This is a genomic window from Nitrospirillum goiasense, from assembly GCF_034427435.1.
Lineage (GTDB): Bacteria > Pseudomonadota > Alphaproteobacteria > Azospirillales > Azospirillaceae > Nitrospirillum.
Genome location: NZ_JAXQNP010000002.1, coordinates 2,344,066 through 2,361,085 on the forward strand (window position 1 = coordinate 2,344,066; position 17,020 = coordinate 2,361,085).

The window sequence follows — 17,020 nt, forward strand, 5'->3', positions numbered from 1 at the left end:
TCATGCCGCCGTAGCCTGCGACCGCAGGCGCCGGAGATTTCCGGGGAGCGTCAGCGGACTGGAAATTGAGGACAAGCCAAGCCGGCGGATGCCGGCGCCCGGCGTTTGAGGGAAAGGGTTACCAACATGGCCATGGACGCCTCTGAAATCGAGCGGCTGATCCGGGAAGGCATTCCGGGCGCCGAGGTGCGGATCGAGGACCTGCGGGGCGACGGCGACCATTACGCCGCTTACGTCACCGCGGCGGCCTTCAAGGGCAAGAGCCGGGTGGCCCAGCACCAGATGGTGTATGCCGCGCTGGGCGGGCGCATGGGCAATGAGCTGCATGCCCTGGCGCTGACCACGGCAGCCACGCAGGACTGATCCGCGACCCTTGCGGGGCGATGCGCCGGCTATTCCCTCTGGACAGACGGCCGGCGCGCGCTCATTTATGACGGGTGAAGTTGTTTGGTGAACCGGTTGACCGCTCGCGGTATCCTGGGCACCGGCAGCACCGGCGGGACCAGTCGCCGGTTTGGGTTAGACCGCCAACCGCCGCCCTTGCACCGCGGCGGCATTGGCACCAGAGGATCGATCGTACATGGACAAGACCGTCGAAGAGCGCATCCGCCGCGACATCACCGAGAACGACGTCGTGCTCTACATGAAGGGCACCCCCGTTTTCCCGCAGTGCGGCTTCTCCGCCGCCGTCGTGCAGGTGCTGAGCCACCTGGGCGTGAAGTTCAAGGGCATCGACATCCTGGTCGACCCGGCCCTGCGCCAGGGGATCAAGGAATTCACCAACTGGCCGACCATCCCTCAGCTCTACGTGAAGGGTGAGTTCCTGGGCGGCTGCGACATCGTCCGCGACATGTATGAGTCCGGCGAGCTGGTGCAGCTGCTGGCCGAGAAGGGCATCGCCGCTCAGGCCGCCGCCTGATCGCAGCGCATATCGGATTGACGAAGGGCCGCCCCGGGGATACCGGGCGCGGCCCTTTGGCTTTCTGTAGGTCAGCGTGGCGTGGGGACGACGCCAACAGCCTGCCTCAATGGAAAATCAGGTAGATGATGATCAGGACCGGTAACGGCACCCCCAGCAGCCATAAAAGCCCGTAACGCATCGCCGCGACCTCCTCATTTTTCCGTTTTTGCTCGATCAGGTCTTGAGGTCGGCTCACCATGACTGGCCATGACCGGGATTGGCCATGACGGGGCCGACCATCACGGAAACGGCGCAAGCGCCGAAGTTGTTCCCGCTGATGCGGCCGATCGCCGGAACCAGGACGGGAACACCGCCGTTTAAGCCTGGCTGTCCCGCTTCACCTCAGAAGAGGGCGGCCAGGAAATATCAGTCCGGAGATGACCGATGGGAAAAAACGCCTGGATGCGTAATGGCTTCGATAGTTGGCTGCTGGGCGTGGAGGCGCTGCAGGTCATCACCCTGCGCACCTTGAAACTGGCGGCCGGCGGGGACGCCGCCCAGACGGAGGCGCAACGCATGGTGAATGAGAAGATCGCCGCCGGCCTGGACCTGCAAGCGCGGGCCCTGACGGGCGGCCTGGGCGTTACCGCCGATGGCGCCGCCGCCAAGGTGCTGGCGCATTACCGCCGCAAGGTGCGCGCCAACCGCCGGCGCCTGAGCAAGGCGGCCGGCTAGACTTATTTCCTAAGCCCGCATTCCCTAAGCCCGCACGGCCTGACACAGCCGGGCCCATCCCTTGCCCAACTCGCGCAGGGCGCTGTACCAGCGTTCCCGCAGGCGCCACAGGGGGCCCGGCTGGGAGGGGGCATCCAGATACCCCAGGGACAGCAGCGTCGGCTCGATCAGGCGCAGCACCTGGCGGCGCTGGCGACGATGGCGATGGTGCTTGCCGATGGTGCCCTTGCGAATGGACGCCGCGCGGGCGGTCAACGCCGCCTCATCGGGCGCCAGGCCCATGAAGCCCAGGATGCGGCGCGAGGTGGGAAGGAAGTCGCGGCACAGGTCCTCATACCGGACCTCCAGATAGCGCCCCTGCAACATGGCGCCATAGGTGCGGCCCACTTCCACGGAATTCAGCCAGTGCAGGGCGTTATAGATGTGGGGCCGCCGGACATAGGCGCGGTTGGTCATGGACAGGCCGCGCCAACCCTGGATGTCGCCGTTGTTGAAGTAGACCTTGCGCCAAAATCGGGCCTGCGGCGGCACATGGTCGCTGAACGCCACGTCCAGGCCATCCCGCAGCAGATGGATGAAGCGCGCCTTGGGGAAAACCGCGGCGATGATGGGGACGATGTACGTCGTCTCGCACAGCTTCCACCCCCAGGGGGAATGTCCGTCATAGCCGTCCAGATGCTCCATCATCGCCGTGACGAACAGGGCCTCCAAGTCCACGGGCCAATCCTGGTCCCACAGCGACTGGTAATCGGGGTAGTAATCCTCGACCAATCGTTCCACCAGGGGCAGGATGGCCATGGCGTCGTTGGATTCATTCAGCCGGCCGCCAATGAAAACGCCTTGGTCCTCCAGCATCTGGGCCAGCAGCCGGCTGCCGGAATGCGACTTGTTGTAGACGATGACCGGCGCGGGCAAGTCGGCGAAGCGCCGCCGCAGCCGGTCTATCGTGCCGCCGCTCCCGACGGCCGGTCGGACGCGACCGGAAACCACGCTGCCGCTGCGGCTTTGACTATTCCAATTCTTGGCGTAGGCGTTCGACAAGACGCTGCCCTCATCGCAGTGATTGGACGAACGACAGCAACCCGGAATAATCCAAGTGACGCTGCGTCCACAAGTCACAGGTACTTTTTGTGACCTTCCTGTTACGGAGGCGGATGAGAATCCATGCGGCAACTTGACCAGATAAAACGGATTATTTTGGATAGGCCGCCCCTAATCCAAAAATCCACTGGACATATGACATCGACGACAATTGTCATATGACTGTTGTGTATTTATTCGAGATTTTTGCAACAATTACTCAATAAGACCTAGGCCATCACCGATCGATGCCCACAAATCCGGCGCCCAGAAATCCGACATCCCACGCATAACATCAACTCTTGGATGTGGCGTTGGCGGGTTTGAGGCTCCCGCCGCTGGTCATGGCTCCGTTGGGCTGATGTGCATCAAGGCATGGGGGCGTGAGTGGCGCAGTCTGGGGGAACCCGACCACCGCCCACCGGCGCGCGCCCATGTCCAGCCCTATGCCCAGCGACGCCAATACCCCGATCGCCGGCATCCCCGTTTACGGGCTGACCGCCACGGAGGCGGCGCGGCGGCTGGCAGCCAACGGCTACAACGAACTGCCCCGCCCCGACCGGCGCCCCCTGCTCCGCATCCTGCTGGACATCCTGGCGGAGCCGATGTTCGCGCTGCTGATGGTCAGCGCCCTCATCTACCTGTTGCTGGGGGACCTGCGTGAGGGCTTGATGCTGCTGGCGTTCGCCACGGCATCGGTCGGCATCGCCGCCGCGCAGGAGAGCCGCAGCGAACGGGTGCTGGACGCCCTGCGCACCCTGACCAGTCCTCGCGCCCAAGTTGTGCGGGATGGCATGCGACTCCGCATCCCTGGCCGGGAGGTGGTACCCGGCGATGTCGTCTTCATCGAGGAAGGCGACCGGGTGCCGGCCGACATCCATCTGATCTCCGCCCAGGATCTGGAGATCGACGAGTCCCTGCTCACCGGGGAATCGCTGCCGGTGCGCAAGCGGCCCGCCAGCACGGCCCCTGACACCGCCAATACCACCACCCAAGCCCCCACAGAGGCGGTCACGCCCGGGGGCGATGACCTGCCCGTGGCCTTTTCCGGCACCCTGGTGGTCCGCGGGCGGGGATGCGGCACCACGACGGCCACCGGCCGGCACAGCGAGATCGGCAAGATCGGCGCCGCCCTGGGCGGCATCCATCCCGAGCCCACGCGCCTGAACCGGCAGACCCGGCGGCTGGTCCGGGGCGTCGCCGTGGCTGGCCTGACCGTCAGCCTATTGGTCATGGCGCTGTACGGGCTGGTGCGGGGGGACTGGCTGCAAGGGATCCTGGCCGGCCTGGCCGTGGCCATGTCGATGATCCCGGAGGAATTTCCCCTGGTTCTGACCGTATTCATGGTCATGGGGGCATGGCGCCTGTCGCGGGCCCGGGTGCTGACCCGCCGCGCGGCGGCCATTGAAGCGTTGGGCGCCGCGACCGTCCTGTGCACCGACAAGACCGGAACCCTGACGCAAAACCGCATGGCGATCACGGAGGTACGCGACGCCGCCGACCTGGCGCGGGGCCTGGACCCGCGAGGCGATCACCCGCCGGACCTCATCCGCACCTTGATCCGCCATGGCATCCTGGCCAGCGCGCAAACCCCCGCCGACCCCATGGACCGCGCCTTCCACACCCTGGGGCGGGAGTTGGACCTGCCACCGCCGGGCCCCTCCTGGACCCTGATGAAGGAATACGGCCTGGAACCGGGGGTGCCGGCGATCACCCAGGTCTGGCAGGCGGATCCGGAAACCAACGCCATCGTGGCCATCAAGGGCGCGCCGGAGGCGGTGGCGGCGCTGTGCCGCCTGGATGGCCCCACCCGCGCGGCGATGCTCAGCGCGGTGGACGGCATGGCCCGGAACGGCATGCGCGTCCTGGCCGTAGCGGGGGGCGAGGCGCCAAACTCGCCGCCCGTGGACCGCCGGGAGTATTCCTGCCGCCTGCTGGGCCTCGTCGGCTTCAGCGATCCACTGCGCGCGGAGGTGCCGGCCGCGGTGCGGGACTGCCTGTCGGCCGGCGTCCGGGTGGTCATGATCACCGGCGATTACCCGGAAACCGCCCGGGCCATCGCCGCCCAGGCCGGTCTGCCCACCGACCCGCTGGTCACGGGCGCGGACCTGGATCGGCTGCCGCCTGCGGAACAGGCCGCCCGCATCCGCGCGGCCGCCCTGTTCGCCCGCACCCAGCCGGCGCACAAGCTGGCCATCGTCAAGGCCTTGCAGGGCGATGGCCAGATCGTGGGGATGACGGGGGACGGCGTGAACGACGCACCGTCGCTGAAGGCGGCGGACATCGGCATCGCCATGGGCGGCCGTGGCACCGATGTGGCGCGCGAGGCGGCCTCCCTGGTGCTGCTGGACGACGATTTCGGGTCCATCGTCCAGACCATCCGCCTGGGACGGCGCATCTACGATAATTTGCGCAAGGCCATGGGCTATATCGTGGCCATCCATGTGCCCATCGCCGGCCTGGCCCTGTTGCCGCTGGTCCTGGACCTGCCCCTGCTGCTCAGCCCCGTGCACATCGCCTTTCTGGAAATGGTGATCGACCCCGTGTGTTCCATCGTCTTCGAGGCCGAGCGGTCGGAGGCGGACAGCATGCGCCGGCCCCCGCGGTCCCCGAACAGCCCGCTGTTCTCGCGCGCGCTGCTGATGTGGAGCCTGCTTCAGGGAACCGTCGCGTTCGGCACGGTCGCCCTGCTGTTCGTCGGGGCGCTGAAAGGCGGGGTGCCGACGGAAGAGGCGCGGGCCCTGGCCTTCGTCGCCCTGGTGCTGGTCAATTTCGGCCTGGTGCTGGTCAACCGTTCCTTCAGCGCCTCCCTCCTCCGGGCGGTGACGCGTCCCAACCCCACGCTGTGGGCAGTGGCGGGGGTGATGGGGGCGGTGCTGGCGGTGACCCTCGCCTGGCCGCCGGCGGCAGCCCTGTTCGCTTTCGCGCCGTTACCCGCCCATGACCTGACCATCACCCTGGGGGCCGCCGCCGCCATGGTCCTGGCCCTGGAGGCGATCAAGCCACTGTGGACCAAACAGCTGCGTCTTTGATGGGCCAGCGTTGATTGATTTGGAGAAGGAGGAAACCATGGACCACACATCCCCGCCCCACTACAGCGGCGCCATGAAGGGGTTCCACTGGCTGGTCGTGGTTCTGCTGGCGGTACAGTACACGCTGGGCTGGACCATGCCGGAACTGCGCCGGGGAATGCCGCCGGAGGGGCTGGTCAACCTGCACCTGTCGTTCGGCGTCGCCATCGGCGCCGTCATGGCGCTGCGCCTGGGCTGGCGGCTGCTGACGCCCCAGCCCGCCGCCGATCCCCGCCTGCCGGCCTGGCAGCACAAGGCGGCCGCGGCGGTGCATGGGCTGCTGTACCTGCTGGTATTCGCCCTGGTGCTGACCGGCTGGGCCGACGCGTCGCGGCGCGGCTGGACGGTGACGCTGTTCGGCACCCTGGACCTGCCGGCGCTGGTGGCGACGGGGTCGCCCCTGGGGCGGACGCTGGGCGAGATGCACGAGGCCCTGGTGACCGTGCTGCTGGTGCTGATCGGCCTGCATGTCGCCGCCGTCGCCGTCCATGTCGTGCTGTGGCGCGACCGTATCCTGGACCGCATGCTGCCCCGCCGGACATGAGAGGGCCAGCCCACCGGGCGCACAAATAGAAAAGGCCGCGTCCCGAGGGGCGCGGCCTGATCTTTCCGGTTCCGAAAGGAGCCTGGATTAGCGCGAGTAGTACTCGACCACCAGGTTCGGTTCCATGGTCACCGGGTACGGGACGTCGGCCAGGTTCGGGGCGCGGACGAAGGTGCCCTTCAGCGCGCCGGTGTCGACCTGCACGTACTCGGGCGTGTCGCGCTCACCGGAGGCGACGGACTCCAGGATGATGGCGAACTGCTTGGCCTTCTGGCGCACTTCGATGGTGTCGCCATCCTTCACGCGGTAGGAGGCGATGTTCAGGCGCTTGCCGTTCACCAGGATGTGGCCGTGGTTGATGATCTGACGCGCGGCGAACGGGGTCGGCGCGAACTTCATACGGTAGACCACGGCGTCCAGACGACGCTCCAGCAGCTGGATCAGGTTCTCGCCGGTGTCGCCACGACGACGGACGGCTTCCTGGTAGATGCGACGGAACTGACGCTCGCCGATGTTGGCGTAGTAGCCCTTCAGCTTCTGCTTGGCCATCAGCTGCAGGCCGAAGTCGGACGGCTTCTTGCGGCGCTGGCCGTGCTGGCCGGGGCCGTATTCGCGGCGGTTGACCGGGCTCTTGGCACGGCCCCACAGGTTGACGCCAAGGCGGCGGTCAATCTTATACTTGGACTCTAAACGCTTGCTCATCTCTAAGCTCCAGCTGCCGCTGACGCGGCTTGTTGTCCCGGTAGTTCCATGGCGTCCTGCCAATCAGGCCCCACGGACGGGGACAAGGGGAGAGATCCCCCGGACCCGCCTTCCCGGGAAGGGAAGGCCGGCACTATAAGCGGCGCGCCGGCCAAGTCAACGGAAACCACGGGCCGCTCACCCCCGCCGTTGCACAGGGGCCATGCGGGGGCGATCCAGCACCCCCGCCCCCTATTCCGCCGCCCGGCTGGCCCTGTCCTCCGCCGCCCCATCTTCGACAATGAGGGCGCGCACGGCATCCAGGATGGGCCCCGGTTCGGTCCGCACCAGCCAGTCGGGGCTGACATCGGCATAGCGCACCACGCCGTCGCGGCCCAGCACCACCACCGTCGGCATGGGCAATTCCCAGGTGCCGGTGCCCGTGACCTCGCCCAGCGAACCGCCCTTGGCCAACTGGCTGGCCTGCGAGGCGGCGTTGGCGGTGAAGACGATGCCCAGGCGGCGGGCCAGGGCGTTGTCGCGGTCGCTGGCCACGATGAAGGTCAGGTCGTGGCGGCGCTTGATGTCGACCAGACGCTCCGGCACCTGCGGGCTAACCGCCACCAGCTGGGCGCCCAGCGCGCGCAAGCCCGGCTCCAGATGGCGCTGATAGTAGGGCAGCGCGATGTTACAGGCGGGACAGGTGGCAAAGCGGAAGAAGACCAGCACCACCGGCCCGCGCGCCAGCAGCGCGCCCAGATGCAGCGTGCCACCCTCCACATCCAGCAGCACCTCGCCCACCAGCCGGTCACCCGGCCGGACGAAGGCGGCGCGGTCCGCCGTCTCAACCAGTTCCCGCCGCTGGTCGATGTTGATCTGCAACTGGGCCGGATCCATGGTCGCCACCCGGTGGGCGTGCAGGTCGGCGAACAGCTGGTTCAACGTGGGCTCGGCGGCGGCTTCGGTGAGGGCGGATTGGCTCATGGCTCTGGGCTCCCGGGGTTTGAAGGGTTGCCGCCACTCTGCCAGCGGCGGCCCCCTGAAAAACCCGAGGAATCCTTGAGCGTCTTATTGGCCGGGATGAAGTGGCCCCATCAGCGGCCTTGGGCCCGCTGGCGCTGAATCTCTTTCAGTTCCATCTCCGCCAGGGCATTGCCCGGCAGCACCTTGAGACAGCGCCGGTAGGTCGCCTCGGCTTCATCAAAGCGGCCCATGGCGACGTAGGTGCTGCCCAGACCATAAAAGGCGTCGGCCGTTTCCTGCGGCCTGGTTTCCGGCGGCGACAGGTCGGCCGAGTCCACCGCCGCCTGATAGGCCTCCTGCGCCTGAGGCAATTTGCGCTGGGCCTTGTACGCGGCCCCCAACTGCAACAGGACAGCGGCGTTGGCGGGCGACAGGGCACGCGCCCGCTCCAGCCCCGCCTGCGCCCCCACCGGGTCATCCAGGGTCATCAATTCACGACCCCGGTAGACATAGGCCAGGACCAACCCGGCCTCCACCACCCGCGTCGGCTGATGGGTGCGCACCGCGTCCTGCATATAGAGGGTCGCCTCGCCCATGCCGCGCGCGCAATAGAGGCGCCCCGGCACCGTCTTGTAGCGCCTTTCATAAGCGGCGATGACCGGGTCGAAATAGCCATCCACCGCCCGCCGGGGAGCTCCCGCCCGCACCGCCAAAAGCCCCTCCAGCAAGGCTTTGCCCAATACCGGGTCAGGGGTCAGATCGGCGGTAGGCAAGGAGGGGGTGGCCGACGGCGCTTTGACGGACGGAACGACCGTCTCCCCCGCTGTCACCCCGGCACAGGCGGCACATGCCAGCAGGGCCAGGATCACCAAGGGGGGGCTGTTACCGCCCCGCATCTTCAATGAACCTGCGCCTGATTGGCCTTCTGCTGCACCACGTAATCCAGCTCATGCTGGGCGTAGGCGTCCTGCGGATTCTTCGCTAGGCACTGCTTGTAGATGGCCTCGGCCTCTTCCAGCTTGCCGGTCTCGGAGTAGACGAAGGCGATGCCATGCAGGGCCTTCATCTCGTCCGTATCCTTGGCCTGAGGCAACGAGAAAGCGGCGGAATGTTCCTTGGCCGCTTGATAGGTCTCCAGCGCCAAAGGCCAATTCTTCTCGGATTTGTACAGGTTCGCCAGTTCGATCAGGAACTGGGGATTATAGGGCGACAGGTCGCGGGCATGCTCCAGGCTGGCTTTCGCCCCGGGCAGGTCCTGCAGTTCCACCTGCGCATAGCCCTTCAGGAAATAGGCGATGGCCCAGTTGGGTGCCACGGCGATGGCCGACTGTTTCTGGCTGGCCGCCAGCACCATGTAGGCGAGGACTTCCACAGTCGTGCTGCCACAATAAACCTTTTCCTTGCGTCCCTTGTAACGCGCCTCGTAGGTCGCGATCACCTGATCATAGGATGCGATGGCTTGGCGTGGTTGGCCTGAGCGCATGGCCTGCATCCCCTCCCTCAGCACGCGCACCATGGCTTGGTCCTCGGCGTCCTCAGCCGCCTTTTGAGGATCAGCCGGTGCGGGGGCCGCCTGGCCCTGAGCCGGGGCGGCCCCCTGATCCTGAGCCCACACGGAAGCACCCGAAAAAACCAAGCCCGACGACACCAGAACGGCGAACACCCCACCGCGCATCGCTTCCCCCATCCCCATCCCGTGCGATCGTTGCACATTGGCGATCATTCTATCAGGACGGTCGCGGCACGCCAGGGGCGCAACCCCCGTACTAAAATCCTATTTCCCGGCCTCATACACTTTCTTGCCGTCCACCCAGGTGGACAGCGGCTTGATGTCGGCGATCTGGCGGGGGGCGACGGTCAGGGGGTCGGCGCTGAGGATGACGAAATCGGCGCGCAGGCCCGGCTTCAGGGCGCCCACTTCCCCCTCCATGAAGCCGGCGTAGGCGGCGTCGCGGGTGAAGCCGGCCAGCGCCTCCTCCCGCGTCAGCTTCTGGTCGGGCAACCAGCCGCCCGGCGGCTGGCCGGCCAGGTCCTGGCGGGTGACGGCGGCGTAGAGGCCCAGCATGGGGTTCACCTTCTCCACCGGAAAGTCGGAGCCCAGGGCCAGGCGGGCGCCCGTCCGGCGCAGGCTCTGCCAGGCATAGGCGCCGGCCAGGCGGTCATGGCCCAGGCGCTTTTCCGCCCAGGGCATGTCGGACGTGGCGTGGGTGGGCTGCATGGAGGCGATGACGCCCAGCTGGGCGAAGCGCGGAATGTCGTCCAGAGTCAGGATCTGGGCATGCTCCACCCGCCAGCGATGGTCGCTTTTGGCGTCGGCGCCCAGCACCTTGGCGTAAGTGTCCAGCACCAGGCGGTTGCCGCCGTCGCCGATGGCGTGGGTCGCCACCTGCAAGCGGCAGCCCTTGGCCTTGGCCACGATGCGGGGATAGTCGGCGGGGTTGGTGACATAGATGCCGCTGTTACCCGGATCGTCGCTGTAGGGGCGCAGCAGCTTGGCCCCCCGGCTGCCCAGCGCGCCGTCGATGTACAGCTTCACCGCCCGCATGCGGACCCGGCCCGTGGGGTCGGTGTAGCCGCCGTTCTGGGTGCACAGCCATGCCAGCGCCTCATGGTCGCCATCGGCCATGGTGTAGAGCCGCACCGGCACCTCCCCCTTGGCGGCCATGTCCTGCAGCACGCGGAAGGATTGCAGGTCGATGCCCGGCTCATGCGTGCCGGTCAGGCCCAGCGACACCATCTCGGCGAAGGCCAGCGTATAGTCCTGGCGGATCTGGGCGTCGGTGCGCGGCGGCAGGGCCTCGGCCACCAGATCCATGGCGTTGTCGATCAGCACGCCGGTGGCCTTCTTGCCCTGGCGCACGATGCGGCCGCCTTGCGGCTGCCAGGTGCCGTCCAGGCTCTTGGCCTTGGGCTGGGCCGCCATGACGCGCAGGGCGGCGCTGTTGACCCAGACGGCGTGGCCGTCGATGCGCTCCAGCCGCACCGGCCGGTCGGGGAAGGCGGCGTCCAGGTCAGCGGCGGTGGGGAAGGCCTTATCCGGCCAGCGGTTCTGGTCCCAGCCCCAACCCTGTAGCCAGTCGCCGGGCGGCAACTTGGCCGCCTGGGCCTTCAGGCGGGTGATGATCTCGGCCTTGCTGGTGCTGCCCGACAGGTCGGCGGTCAGCAGCGCCGCCCCCTCCTCCTGCACGTGGCCATGGGCGTCGATCAGGCCCGGCACCACGGGCGCGCCGCCGGCATCCACCGTGACGGCGCCGGGATAGCGCTGGATCAGGTCCGCCGTCTCCCCCGCCGCCAGCAGGGTGCCGGTCTCATCCCAGGCCAGGGCGCTGGCGGTCGGGTGGGCCGTATCCTCGGTGTGGATCAGGGCGTTGACCAGCAATGTGGGCGCGGCCCACGCCTGCCCAGCAATCTGGCTTGCCAGCAGCGCCAGGCCCGAGACCGCCGCTGCCATCCGCCCCATACGCGTCATGATCGCCATCCCCTTGGTTTCATTGCCGCCAAGGGTACAGGGGATTTCCGTGCGGTCAAATTTTAGAGGAACGGTTCCACCGCCGCCAGGAAGGCCTTGGGCGTCTCGATCATGGGGGCGTGGCCGCTGTCGGGGATGGTCACCAGCTTAGCGCCAGGGATGCCGTCGGCGTAGAACTGGCCATCCGCCGGGGGCAGCAGCTTGTCCTCCGCCCCCCAGACCACCAGGGTGGGGATGGTGATGTCCTTCAGCTTGCCGTCCACCGCCTCGTTGAGCAGCGCCGGGTTGCTGTAGACGGAATGGATGGTCCAGGCGTCGCCCTTGGACAGACTCCAGGCGAAGCCGCGCTTCAGGGCGGCGGGCCCGGTGGACCAGCGCGGATCATGGAAGATGGCGCCCAGGAGCGCCTTCTGCCCGGCCAGCGAGGCGGCGGGCGGCGGGGCGGCGGTACCAGTAGGTTTGGGGCCAAAGGTCTTGGCCATGGTGTCATGCCGGCCGGCGGCGTCGCACAGCACCAGCCGCGACGGCTTGGGCAGGGCGAAGGCGGGATCGGCGGCGACGCCGTCCAGGGCCTGGATGGTGTATTGCGCCGAAATCCAGCCGCCCAGGGATTTGCCCATCAGGGTGAAGTCCGTCACCTTCTTCTGGCGCAGGAACTCGCCCAGAAAATCCACCCAGGTCTGGATGGCGTAGTCGATCATGGGCTTGTCCGACGCACCGAAGCCCAGTTGGTCCAGCGCCAGGACGTGATGGGTCTTGGCGAGCTCCGCCATGACCTTGCCCCAGTCACCCTGCGCGCTGCTGCCCAGGCCGTGGACCAGCACCAGGGTCGGACCCCGTCCGGCCTCGTAATATTTGATGGCGGCGCCGAAGAGCTGGATGGTTTGCGGCTGCTCCTTGGCCGCCGATGCCGCAGCCATAGGCGCCACCGCCAGCAACATCGCCAATCCCAGTATACCCGCCAGCGGTGCCCGCATGCCCGTCCTCCTTTTGTTGTTTGGCCCTGAACCTACAGCAAGGATCGCAGCTTGGCGACGTCATCCAACTGAAGGACCAAACAGTTGGCCTCAGGTCGTGCCCGGCACTGTCAGCGCATCACGCTAACCACCCAGCCCACCTGTCAAAGGCGACGACACGCAGCGAGAGATATTGCCTTCACAATTAACCGATCCCGATTTATCTTATGCACATTTGCAAAGCTAGGCGCTTAAAATGATCCGACTCAACCTCCTCGAACAATTTAGCGCTAGTCAATATTTTGATATAATTCGAGACCCTAATTTAAAGATAATATATTCTCAATTCGCGGAAGACGCCCTTATTTCTGATATTCTCTTTTACGACATCAAGCGGCCACATGGCGGATTCTATGTGGATGTAGGCGCTTATCATCCGCGTCGAATGTCAAATACCCAATTGCTGCGGCACATGAGCTGGCGGGGGATGAATATCGACGCGAATATCGACGTGATCGAACTGTTCAATAAGGAACGGCCGAACGACATCAACATCTGCACCGGCGTCGGCCCGAGTGAGGGTGAACTCGTCTACCATATGTTTGAAAGCAACGGCACGAACACGCTCAGCCCCGAAACGGCGGAAGAGTGGAAGCGCATGGGCCGGAAGCAGATCGGCACACGGATGGTACCGGTCAAGACAATCAACCAGATCCTGGATGAAAATCTGCCCAGCGGCCAGTCGATCGACTATATGAACATCGACCTGGAAGGGTTTGACCGGCCGGTGCTTGCCAGCCTTGACCTGGAACGCTACCGGCCTGCCGTCATCAGCATCGAGATTCACGACATCGACATCCTGAATCTGGCGAGTGACCCCACCGTGGCCCATCTGGTGAAGCACGGATACAAGCTCGCCGCAGTCGCACGGGTCACCTACATCTTCGCGCTCGCCAACCCGGCGGCCTAACGGCGCGGGCCGGCGGGCACCAGGGTGCATCGCCATCCCCGGAAACGGCAAGGGCCCAAAACAGCAAGACCGGTCAGGACGGGGCCGCCGGCATTGGTCATAGTGCCGGCATGACCCAGCACCATCCCCAACAGCCCGACCGCCTCGCCGACCTTCTGTCCTGGATCGAGGACAATTTGGACCAGCCGCTGACGCTGGACGACATCGCCGCGCGCATGGCGCTGTCGCCCTATCATTTCTCCCGCCTGTTCACCGCCCGCATGGGGCGCAGCGTCATGGCCCACGTCCGGGGGCGGCGGCTGGTCAAGGCGGCGCAGCGCCTGGCCAGCGATCCCGATGTGCGCCTGATCGACCTGGCGTTCGATTGCGGCTTCGACAGCCAGGAAGCGTTCACCCGCGCCTTCGGCCGCATCTTCGGCGTGGCCCCCGGCCGGTTCCGGCAAGGCTTTTCCGCCACCCCCTTCGAAGGACAATATCCCATGAGCCTGCCCGACAGCGCCGACGTCGACGTCACCCACCTGCCCGACCTGGTCCCCCTGGACGCCTTCACCGTTGCCGGCCCGTCGCGGCGCTTCGACGGCGCCACCAAGGCCACCATTCCCCAGCTCTGGCCGGCGCTGATCGGCGCCCTGCCCTTCGCGGGACAGGAACCCAGCTGGGCCACCTATGGCGTGGTGTGGGCGGCGGACCGCTCGGAGGGCAGCTTCGATTACATGGCCGGCGTCCGCATCACCCCCGACGCCACGCCCCCGGCGGGGTTCACCACCCTGCGCATTCCGGCCGCGACCTACGCCGTGTTCCGCATCACGCTCAACGGCGGCCCCCTGCATCCCCAGGTCAAGACGGCCATGGCCCGCATCTGGGGCGAGCTGATCCCGGCGTCGGGCCTCAAGGTGGCGGAAAGCCCGGACTTCGAGCTGTACGACAGCGAATTCGCGCCCACCCGCCCCGGCGCGGTCATTGATTTTTATGTACCGGTGGTCGTGTGAGGGACGGGCGTGGGGGTTAGTGCCCCTTGACCGGACCGCCGTCCTTGCGCCGGCCGGTCAGGGCGGCGATCACGCCGTGGAAGGTGCGCACCTCCTGCTCCGTCATGTGCGCCCGCTGCAGCAGGTTGCGGATGTTGCGCACCATGCTGGGGCGCTTCTCCTCGCTGGTGTAGAAGCCGGTGGCGTCCAGTTCCGCCTCCAGGTGCTCGAACAGGTTGACCAGTTCTTCCTTCGTGGCGGGGCGGGAGTTGCCGGTGTACAGCTCGCGCTCCGGCCCCTCATAGCCCGCCTGGAACCATTCGTGCGCCACCAGCAGCACGCACTGCGCCAGGTTGAGGGAGGAGAACCCCGGGTTCAGCGGGATGGTGATGATGGTGTCGGCCAGCGCGATGTCGTCATTGACCAGGCCGGTGCGTTCCGGCCCGAACAGGATGCCGACATCCCGGCCCACCTGGGCGTGCGCCCGGATTTCCGTCGCCGCCTCACGCGCTGTCAGTACGGTCTTGACCATGTAGCGGGGGCGCGCCGTGGTGGCGTAGACCTTCTGCAGGTCGGCGATGGCGTCCTTGGTGCTCTCGTACACGCGGGCCTGGTCCAGCACCAGGGTGGCGCCGGCCGACGCCGACACCGCTTTCTCATTGGGCCAGCCGTCGCGCGGGTTCACCAGGCGCAGGTCGGTCAGGCCGTGGTTCAGCATGGCCCGCGCCACGGTGCCGATGTTCTCCCCCAACTGGGGCTCCACCAGGATGACGGCGGGGCCCGCACCCTCCTGCGTCCCTTCAGCCTGGGATTTGGCGAGCATACGGCGGTCGGTTCCACTCATGGCACGGGGGTCCTGAACTGGCTTTCGTCCCTCACGCGGCGGGGACGGTGGCCCCCGCGCGGTAGAGACAATAGGTGATGCTGTCGAACAGCGCGTTGAACGAGGCGTCGATGACGTTGGCCGATACCCCGACGGTAACCCAAGGGGCGCCGTCCGGCATCCGCGTTTCGATCATGACGCGGGTCACCGCCTTGGTGCCGTCCTGGGGGGTCAGGATGCGGACCTTGTAGTCGACCAGGCGCATGCCGTCCAGATGCGGATAGGCGGGGATCAGGGCCTTGCGCAGCGCGGTGTCCAGGGCGTTCACCGGGCCGTTGCCCTCCGCCACCGTCATCAGGGCGTCGGCCACGCCCGGCACCTCCAGCTTGGCGGTCGCCTCCGACAGGGTGACCAGGTCGCCCTTGGCGTTCCACCGCCGCTCATCCAGCACGCGGAAGGAGATGAGGCGGAAATAGTCCGGCAGGGTGCCCAGCGTGCGGCGGGCCAGCAGCTCGAAGCTGGCCTCGGCGCCATCATAGGCGTAGCCCTCGAACTCCCGCCGCTTCACCGCCTCCACCAAGGCGCCGACGCGCGGGTCGTTGGGCTCGATGGCGATGCCCACCTCGCGCAGGCGGGCCAGGACGTTGGACCGGCCGGCCTGGTCCGACACCACGACATGGCGGCGGTTGCCCACGCTCTCGGGCGGCACATGCTCATAGCTGGTGGGGTCCTTCTCCACCGCCGAGACGTGCAGGCCGCCCTTATGCGCGAAGGCGCTTTCGCCGACATAGGCGGCGTGGCGGTTGGGGGCGCGGTTCAGCCGGTCGTCCAGCAGGCGGCTGACATGGACCAGGCGGCGCATCCCCTCCGCATCCACCCCGGTGTCATACCCCATCTTCAGGGTCAGCGTGGGGATGAGCGAGATGAGGTTGGCGTTGCCGCAGCGCTCCCCCAGGCCGTTCAGCGTGCCCTGGATCATGCGGGCGCCGGCGCGCACCGCCGCCAGGCTGTTGGCCACCGCGTTCTCGGTATCGTTATGGCAATGGATGCCCAGCCGGTCGCCGGGGATCTCCCGCGCCACGGCCGCCACGATGGCCTCCACCTCATGCGGCAGGCTGCCGCCGTTGGTGTCGCACAGCACAATCCAGCGCGCCCCGCCCTCATAGGCGCCACGCACGCAGGCCAGGGCGTAATCCGGGTTGGCCTTGTAGCCGTCGAAGAAATGTTCCGCATCGAACAGCGGTTCGCGCCCGCGCGCGGCGGTTTCCGCCACGCTGTCGCGGATCAGGTCCAAATTCTCGCCGCGCGGGATGTTCAGCGCCACGTCGACATGGAAGTCCCAGGTCTTGCCCACCAGGCAGACACCCGCCCCCGGCACCCGGTCGGTGGCGTTGAACAGGGCGTTCAGCCCCGGATCGTTGCCGGCGCTGCGCCCCGGCCGGCGCGTCATGCCGAAGGCCGTCAGCCGCGCCCGCTTGAGCAGCGGCGGGTCGGCGAAAAAGGCGTCGTCCGTGGGGTTCGCCCCCGGCCAGCCGCCCTCGATGTAATCGATGCCCAGCGCATCCAGCTCGCGCGCGATGGCGGCCTTGTCGGCCGCGGTGAAGTCCACGCCCTGGGTCTGCGCGCCATCGCGCAGGGTGGTGTCGTACAGGTGGATGCGGGGGCGGTCAGTCATAATGGAGGATCGCGACAAGGCCAATAAACGAAACGGAGTTGCGACAATGGACGAAGCCACGCAACGAAGCAACCTTTCCCGCTCCCAATCCCGCACATGGCGGCCCTGAGCATCCCACCCTGGCCGCTCCGCCTGGCCACCCCCGGGCCTCGGCCGCGCGGCATATTACCCCCTGCGAATTGGT

17 protein-coding genes are annotated in these 17,020 nt (G+C 67.1%); 7 read left to right on the forward strand and 10 right to left on the reverse strand.

Annotated features, from left to right (window positions below):
- Nucleotides 1-126 precede the first annotated feature (126 nt).
- Together ULB03_RS13300 and grxD are read left to right on the forward strand one after the other, a co-directional pair.
- Nucleotides 127-363 (forward strand): BolA family protein, encoded by a 237-nt coding sequence (locus ULB03_RS13300; RefSeq protein ID WP_040846404.1) that lies wholly within the window; start codon nt 127-129, stop codon nt 361-363.
- Nucleotides 364-580: 217 nt separating this feature from the next.
- Nucleotides 581-919: a Grx4 family monothiol glutaredoxin gene (gene grxD / locus ULB03_RS13305; protein ID WP_145733687.1), complete on the forward strand. Its 339-nt coding sequence runs from the start codon at nt 581-583 to the stop codon at nt 917-919.
- A 106-nt stretch (nt 920-1,025) separates the two neighbouring features.
- Here grxD and ULB03_RS13310 read toward each other — a convergent pair whose 3' ends face one another.
- Nucleotides 1,026-1,160, reverse strand: a complete 135-nt coding sequence (locus ULB03_RS13310; RefSeq protein WP_322483570.1) for a hypothetical protein — start codon at nt 1,158-1,160, stop codon at nt 1,026-1,028.
- A gap of 185 nt (nt 1,161-1,345) precedes the next feature.
- On the opposite strand from ULB03_RS13310, the gene ULB03_RS13315 reads away from it, so the two are divergent.
- Nucleotides 1,346-1,636: a hypothetical protein gene (locus ULB03_RS13315; protein ID WP_322483571.1), complete on the forward strand. Its 291-nt coding sequence runs from the start codon at nt 1,346-1,348 to the stop codon at nt 1,634-1,636.
- 24 nt (nt 1,637-1,660) lie between these two features.
- On the opposite strand, the gene ULB03_RS13320 is transcribed toward ULB03_RS13315, so the two are convergent.
- Nucleotides 1,661-2,677 carry a sulfotransferase family protein gene (locus ULB03_RS13320; RefSeq protein ID WP_322483572.1) on the reverse strand — a complete coding sequence of 339 codons (1,017 nt, stop codon included), beginning with the start codon at nt 2,675-2,677 and terminating at the stop codon, nt 1,661-1,663.
- A 473-nt stretch (nt 2,678-3,150) separates the two neighbouring features.
- Between ULB03_RS13320 and ULB03_RS13325 the strand changes: the two genes are divergently transcribed.
- A complete protein-coding gene (locus tag ULB03_RS13325) occupies nt 3,151-5,748 on the forward strand; it encodes a cation-translocating P-type ATPase (RefSeq protein ID WP_322483573.1) in 2,598 nt (865 codons plus the stop codon).
- Between the two features lie 37 nt (nt 5,749-5,785).
- A complete protein-coding gene (locus ULB03_RS13330; protein ID WP_322483574.1) occupies nt 5,786-6,331 on the forward strand; it encodes a cytochrome b in 546 nt (181 codons plus the stop codon).
- Between the two features lie 87 nt (nt 6,332-6,418).
- On the opposite strand, the gene rpsD is transcribed toward ULB03_RS13330, so the two are convergent.
- From rpsD to ULB03_RS13360, 6 genes are all read right to left on the reverse strand, one after another.
- Nucleotides 6,419-7,033 (reverse strand): 30S ribosomal protein S4, encoded by a 615-nt coding sequence (rpsD, locus tag ULB03_RS13335; RefSeq protein WP_145615591.1) that lies wholly within the window; start codon nt 7,031-7,033, stop codon nt 6,419-6,421.
- A gap of 231 nt (nt 7,034-7,264) precedes the next feature.
- Nucleotides 7,265-7,996 carry a peroxiredoxin-like family protein gene (locus ULB03_RS13340; RefSeq protein WP_322483575.1) on the reverse strand — a complete coding sequence of 244 codons (732 nt, stop codon included), beginning with the start codon at nt 7,994-7,996 and terminating at the stop codon, nt 7,265-7,267.
- Nucleotides 7,997-8,106: 110 nt separating this feature from the next.
- Nucleotides 8,107-8,871, reverse strand: coding sequence for a tetratricopeptide repeat protein (locus tag ULB03_RS13345; RefSeq protein WP_322483576.1), 765 nt, complete (start codon nt 8,869-8,871; stop codon nt 8,107-8,109).
- A 2-nt stretch (nt 8,872-8,873) separates the two neighbouring features.
- Entirely contained in the window at nt 8,874-9,698 is an 825-nt protein-coding gene (locus ULB03_RS13350; protein WP_322483577.1) for a tetratricopeptide repeat protein, read from the reverse strand.
- Between the two features lie 51 nt (nt 9,699-9,749).
- Nucleotides 9,750-11,444: an amidohydrolase gene (locus ULB03_RS13355; protein ID WP_322483578.1), complete on the reverse strand. Its 1,695-nt coding sequence runs from the start codon at nt 11,442-11,444 to the stop codon at nt 9,750-9,752.
- Nucleotides 11,445-11,506: 62 nt separating this feature from the next.
- The gene (locus ULB03_RS13360; RefSeq protein WP_322483579.1) at nt 11,507-12,421 is read right to left on the reverse strand and encodes an alpha/beta fold hydrolase; all 915 of its coding nucleotides are present in this window, start codon (nt 12,419-12,421) and stop codon (nt 11,507-11,509) included.
- 235 nt (nt 12,422-12,656) lie between these two features.
- Here ULB03_RS13360 and ULB03_RS13365 point away from each other — a divergent pair, with 235 nt between their 5' ends.
- The gene (locus ULB03_RS13365) at nt 12,657-13,370 is read left to right on the forward strand and encodes an FkbM family methyltransferase (RefSeq protein WP_322483580.1); all 714 of its coding nucleotides are present in this window, start codon (nt 12,657-12,659) and stop codon (nt 13,368-13,370) included.
- A gap of 110 nt (nt 13,371-13,480) precedes the next feature.
- Nucleotides 13,481-14,359, forward strand: a complete 879-nt coding sequence (locus tag ULB03_RS13370; protein WP_322483581.1) for an AraC family transcriptional regulator — start codon at nt 13,481-13,483, stop codon at nt 14,357-14,359.
- A 16-nt stretch (nt 14,360-14,375) separates the two neighbouring features.
- Here ULB03_RS13370 and ULB03_RS13375 read toward each other — a convergent pair whose 3' ends face one another.
- Nucleotides 14,376-15,182: an RNA methyltransferase gene (locus tag ULB03_RS13375; RefSeq protein ID WP_322483582.1), complete on the reverse strand. Its 807-nt coding sequence runs from the start codon at nt 15,180-15,182 to the stop codon at nt 14,376-14,378.
- A gap of 31 nt (nt 15,183-15,213) precedes the next feature.
- Entirely contained in the window at nt 15,214-16,836 is a 1,623-nt protein-coding gene (gene cimA / locus ULB03_RS13380) for a citramalate synthase (RefSeq protein WP_322483583.1), read from the reverse strand.
- Nucleotides 16,837-17,020 lie beyond the last annotated feature (184 nt).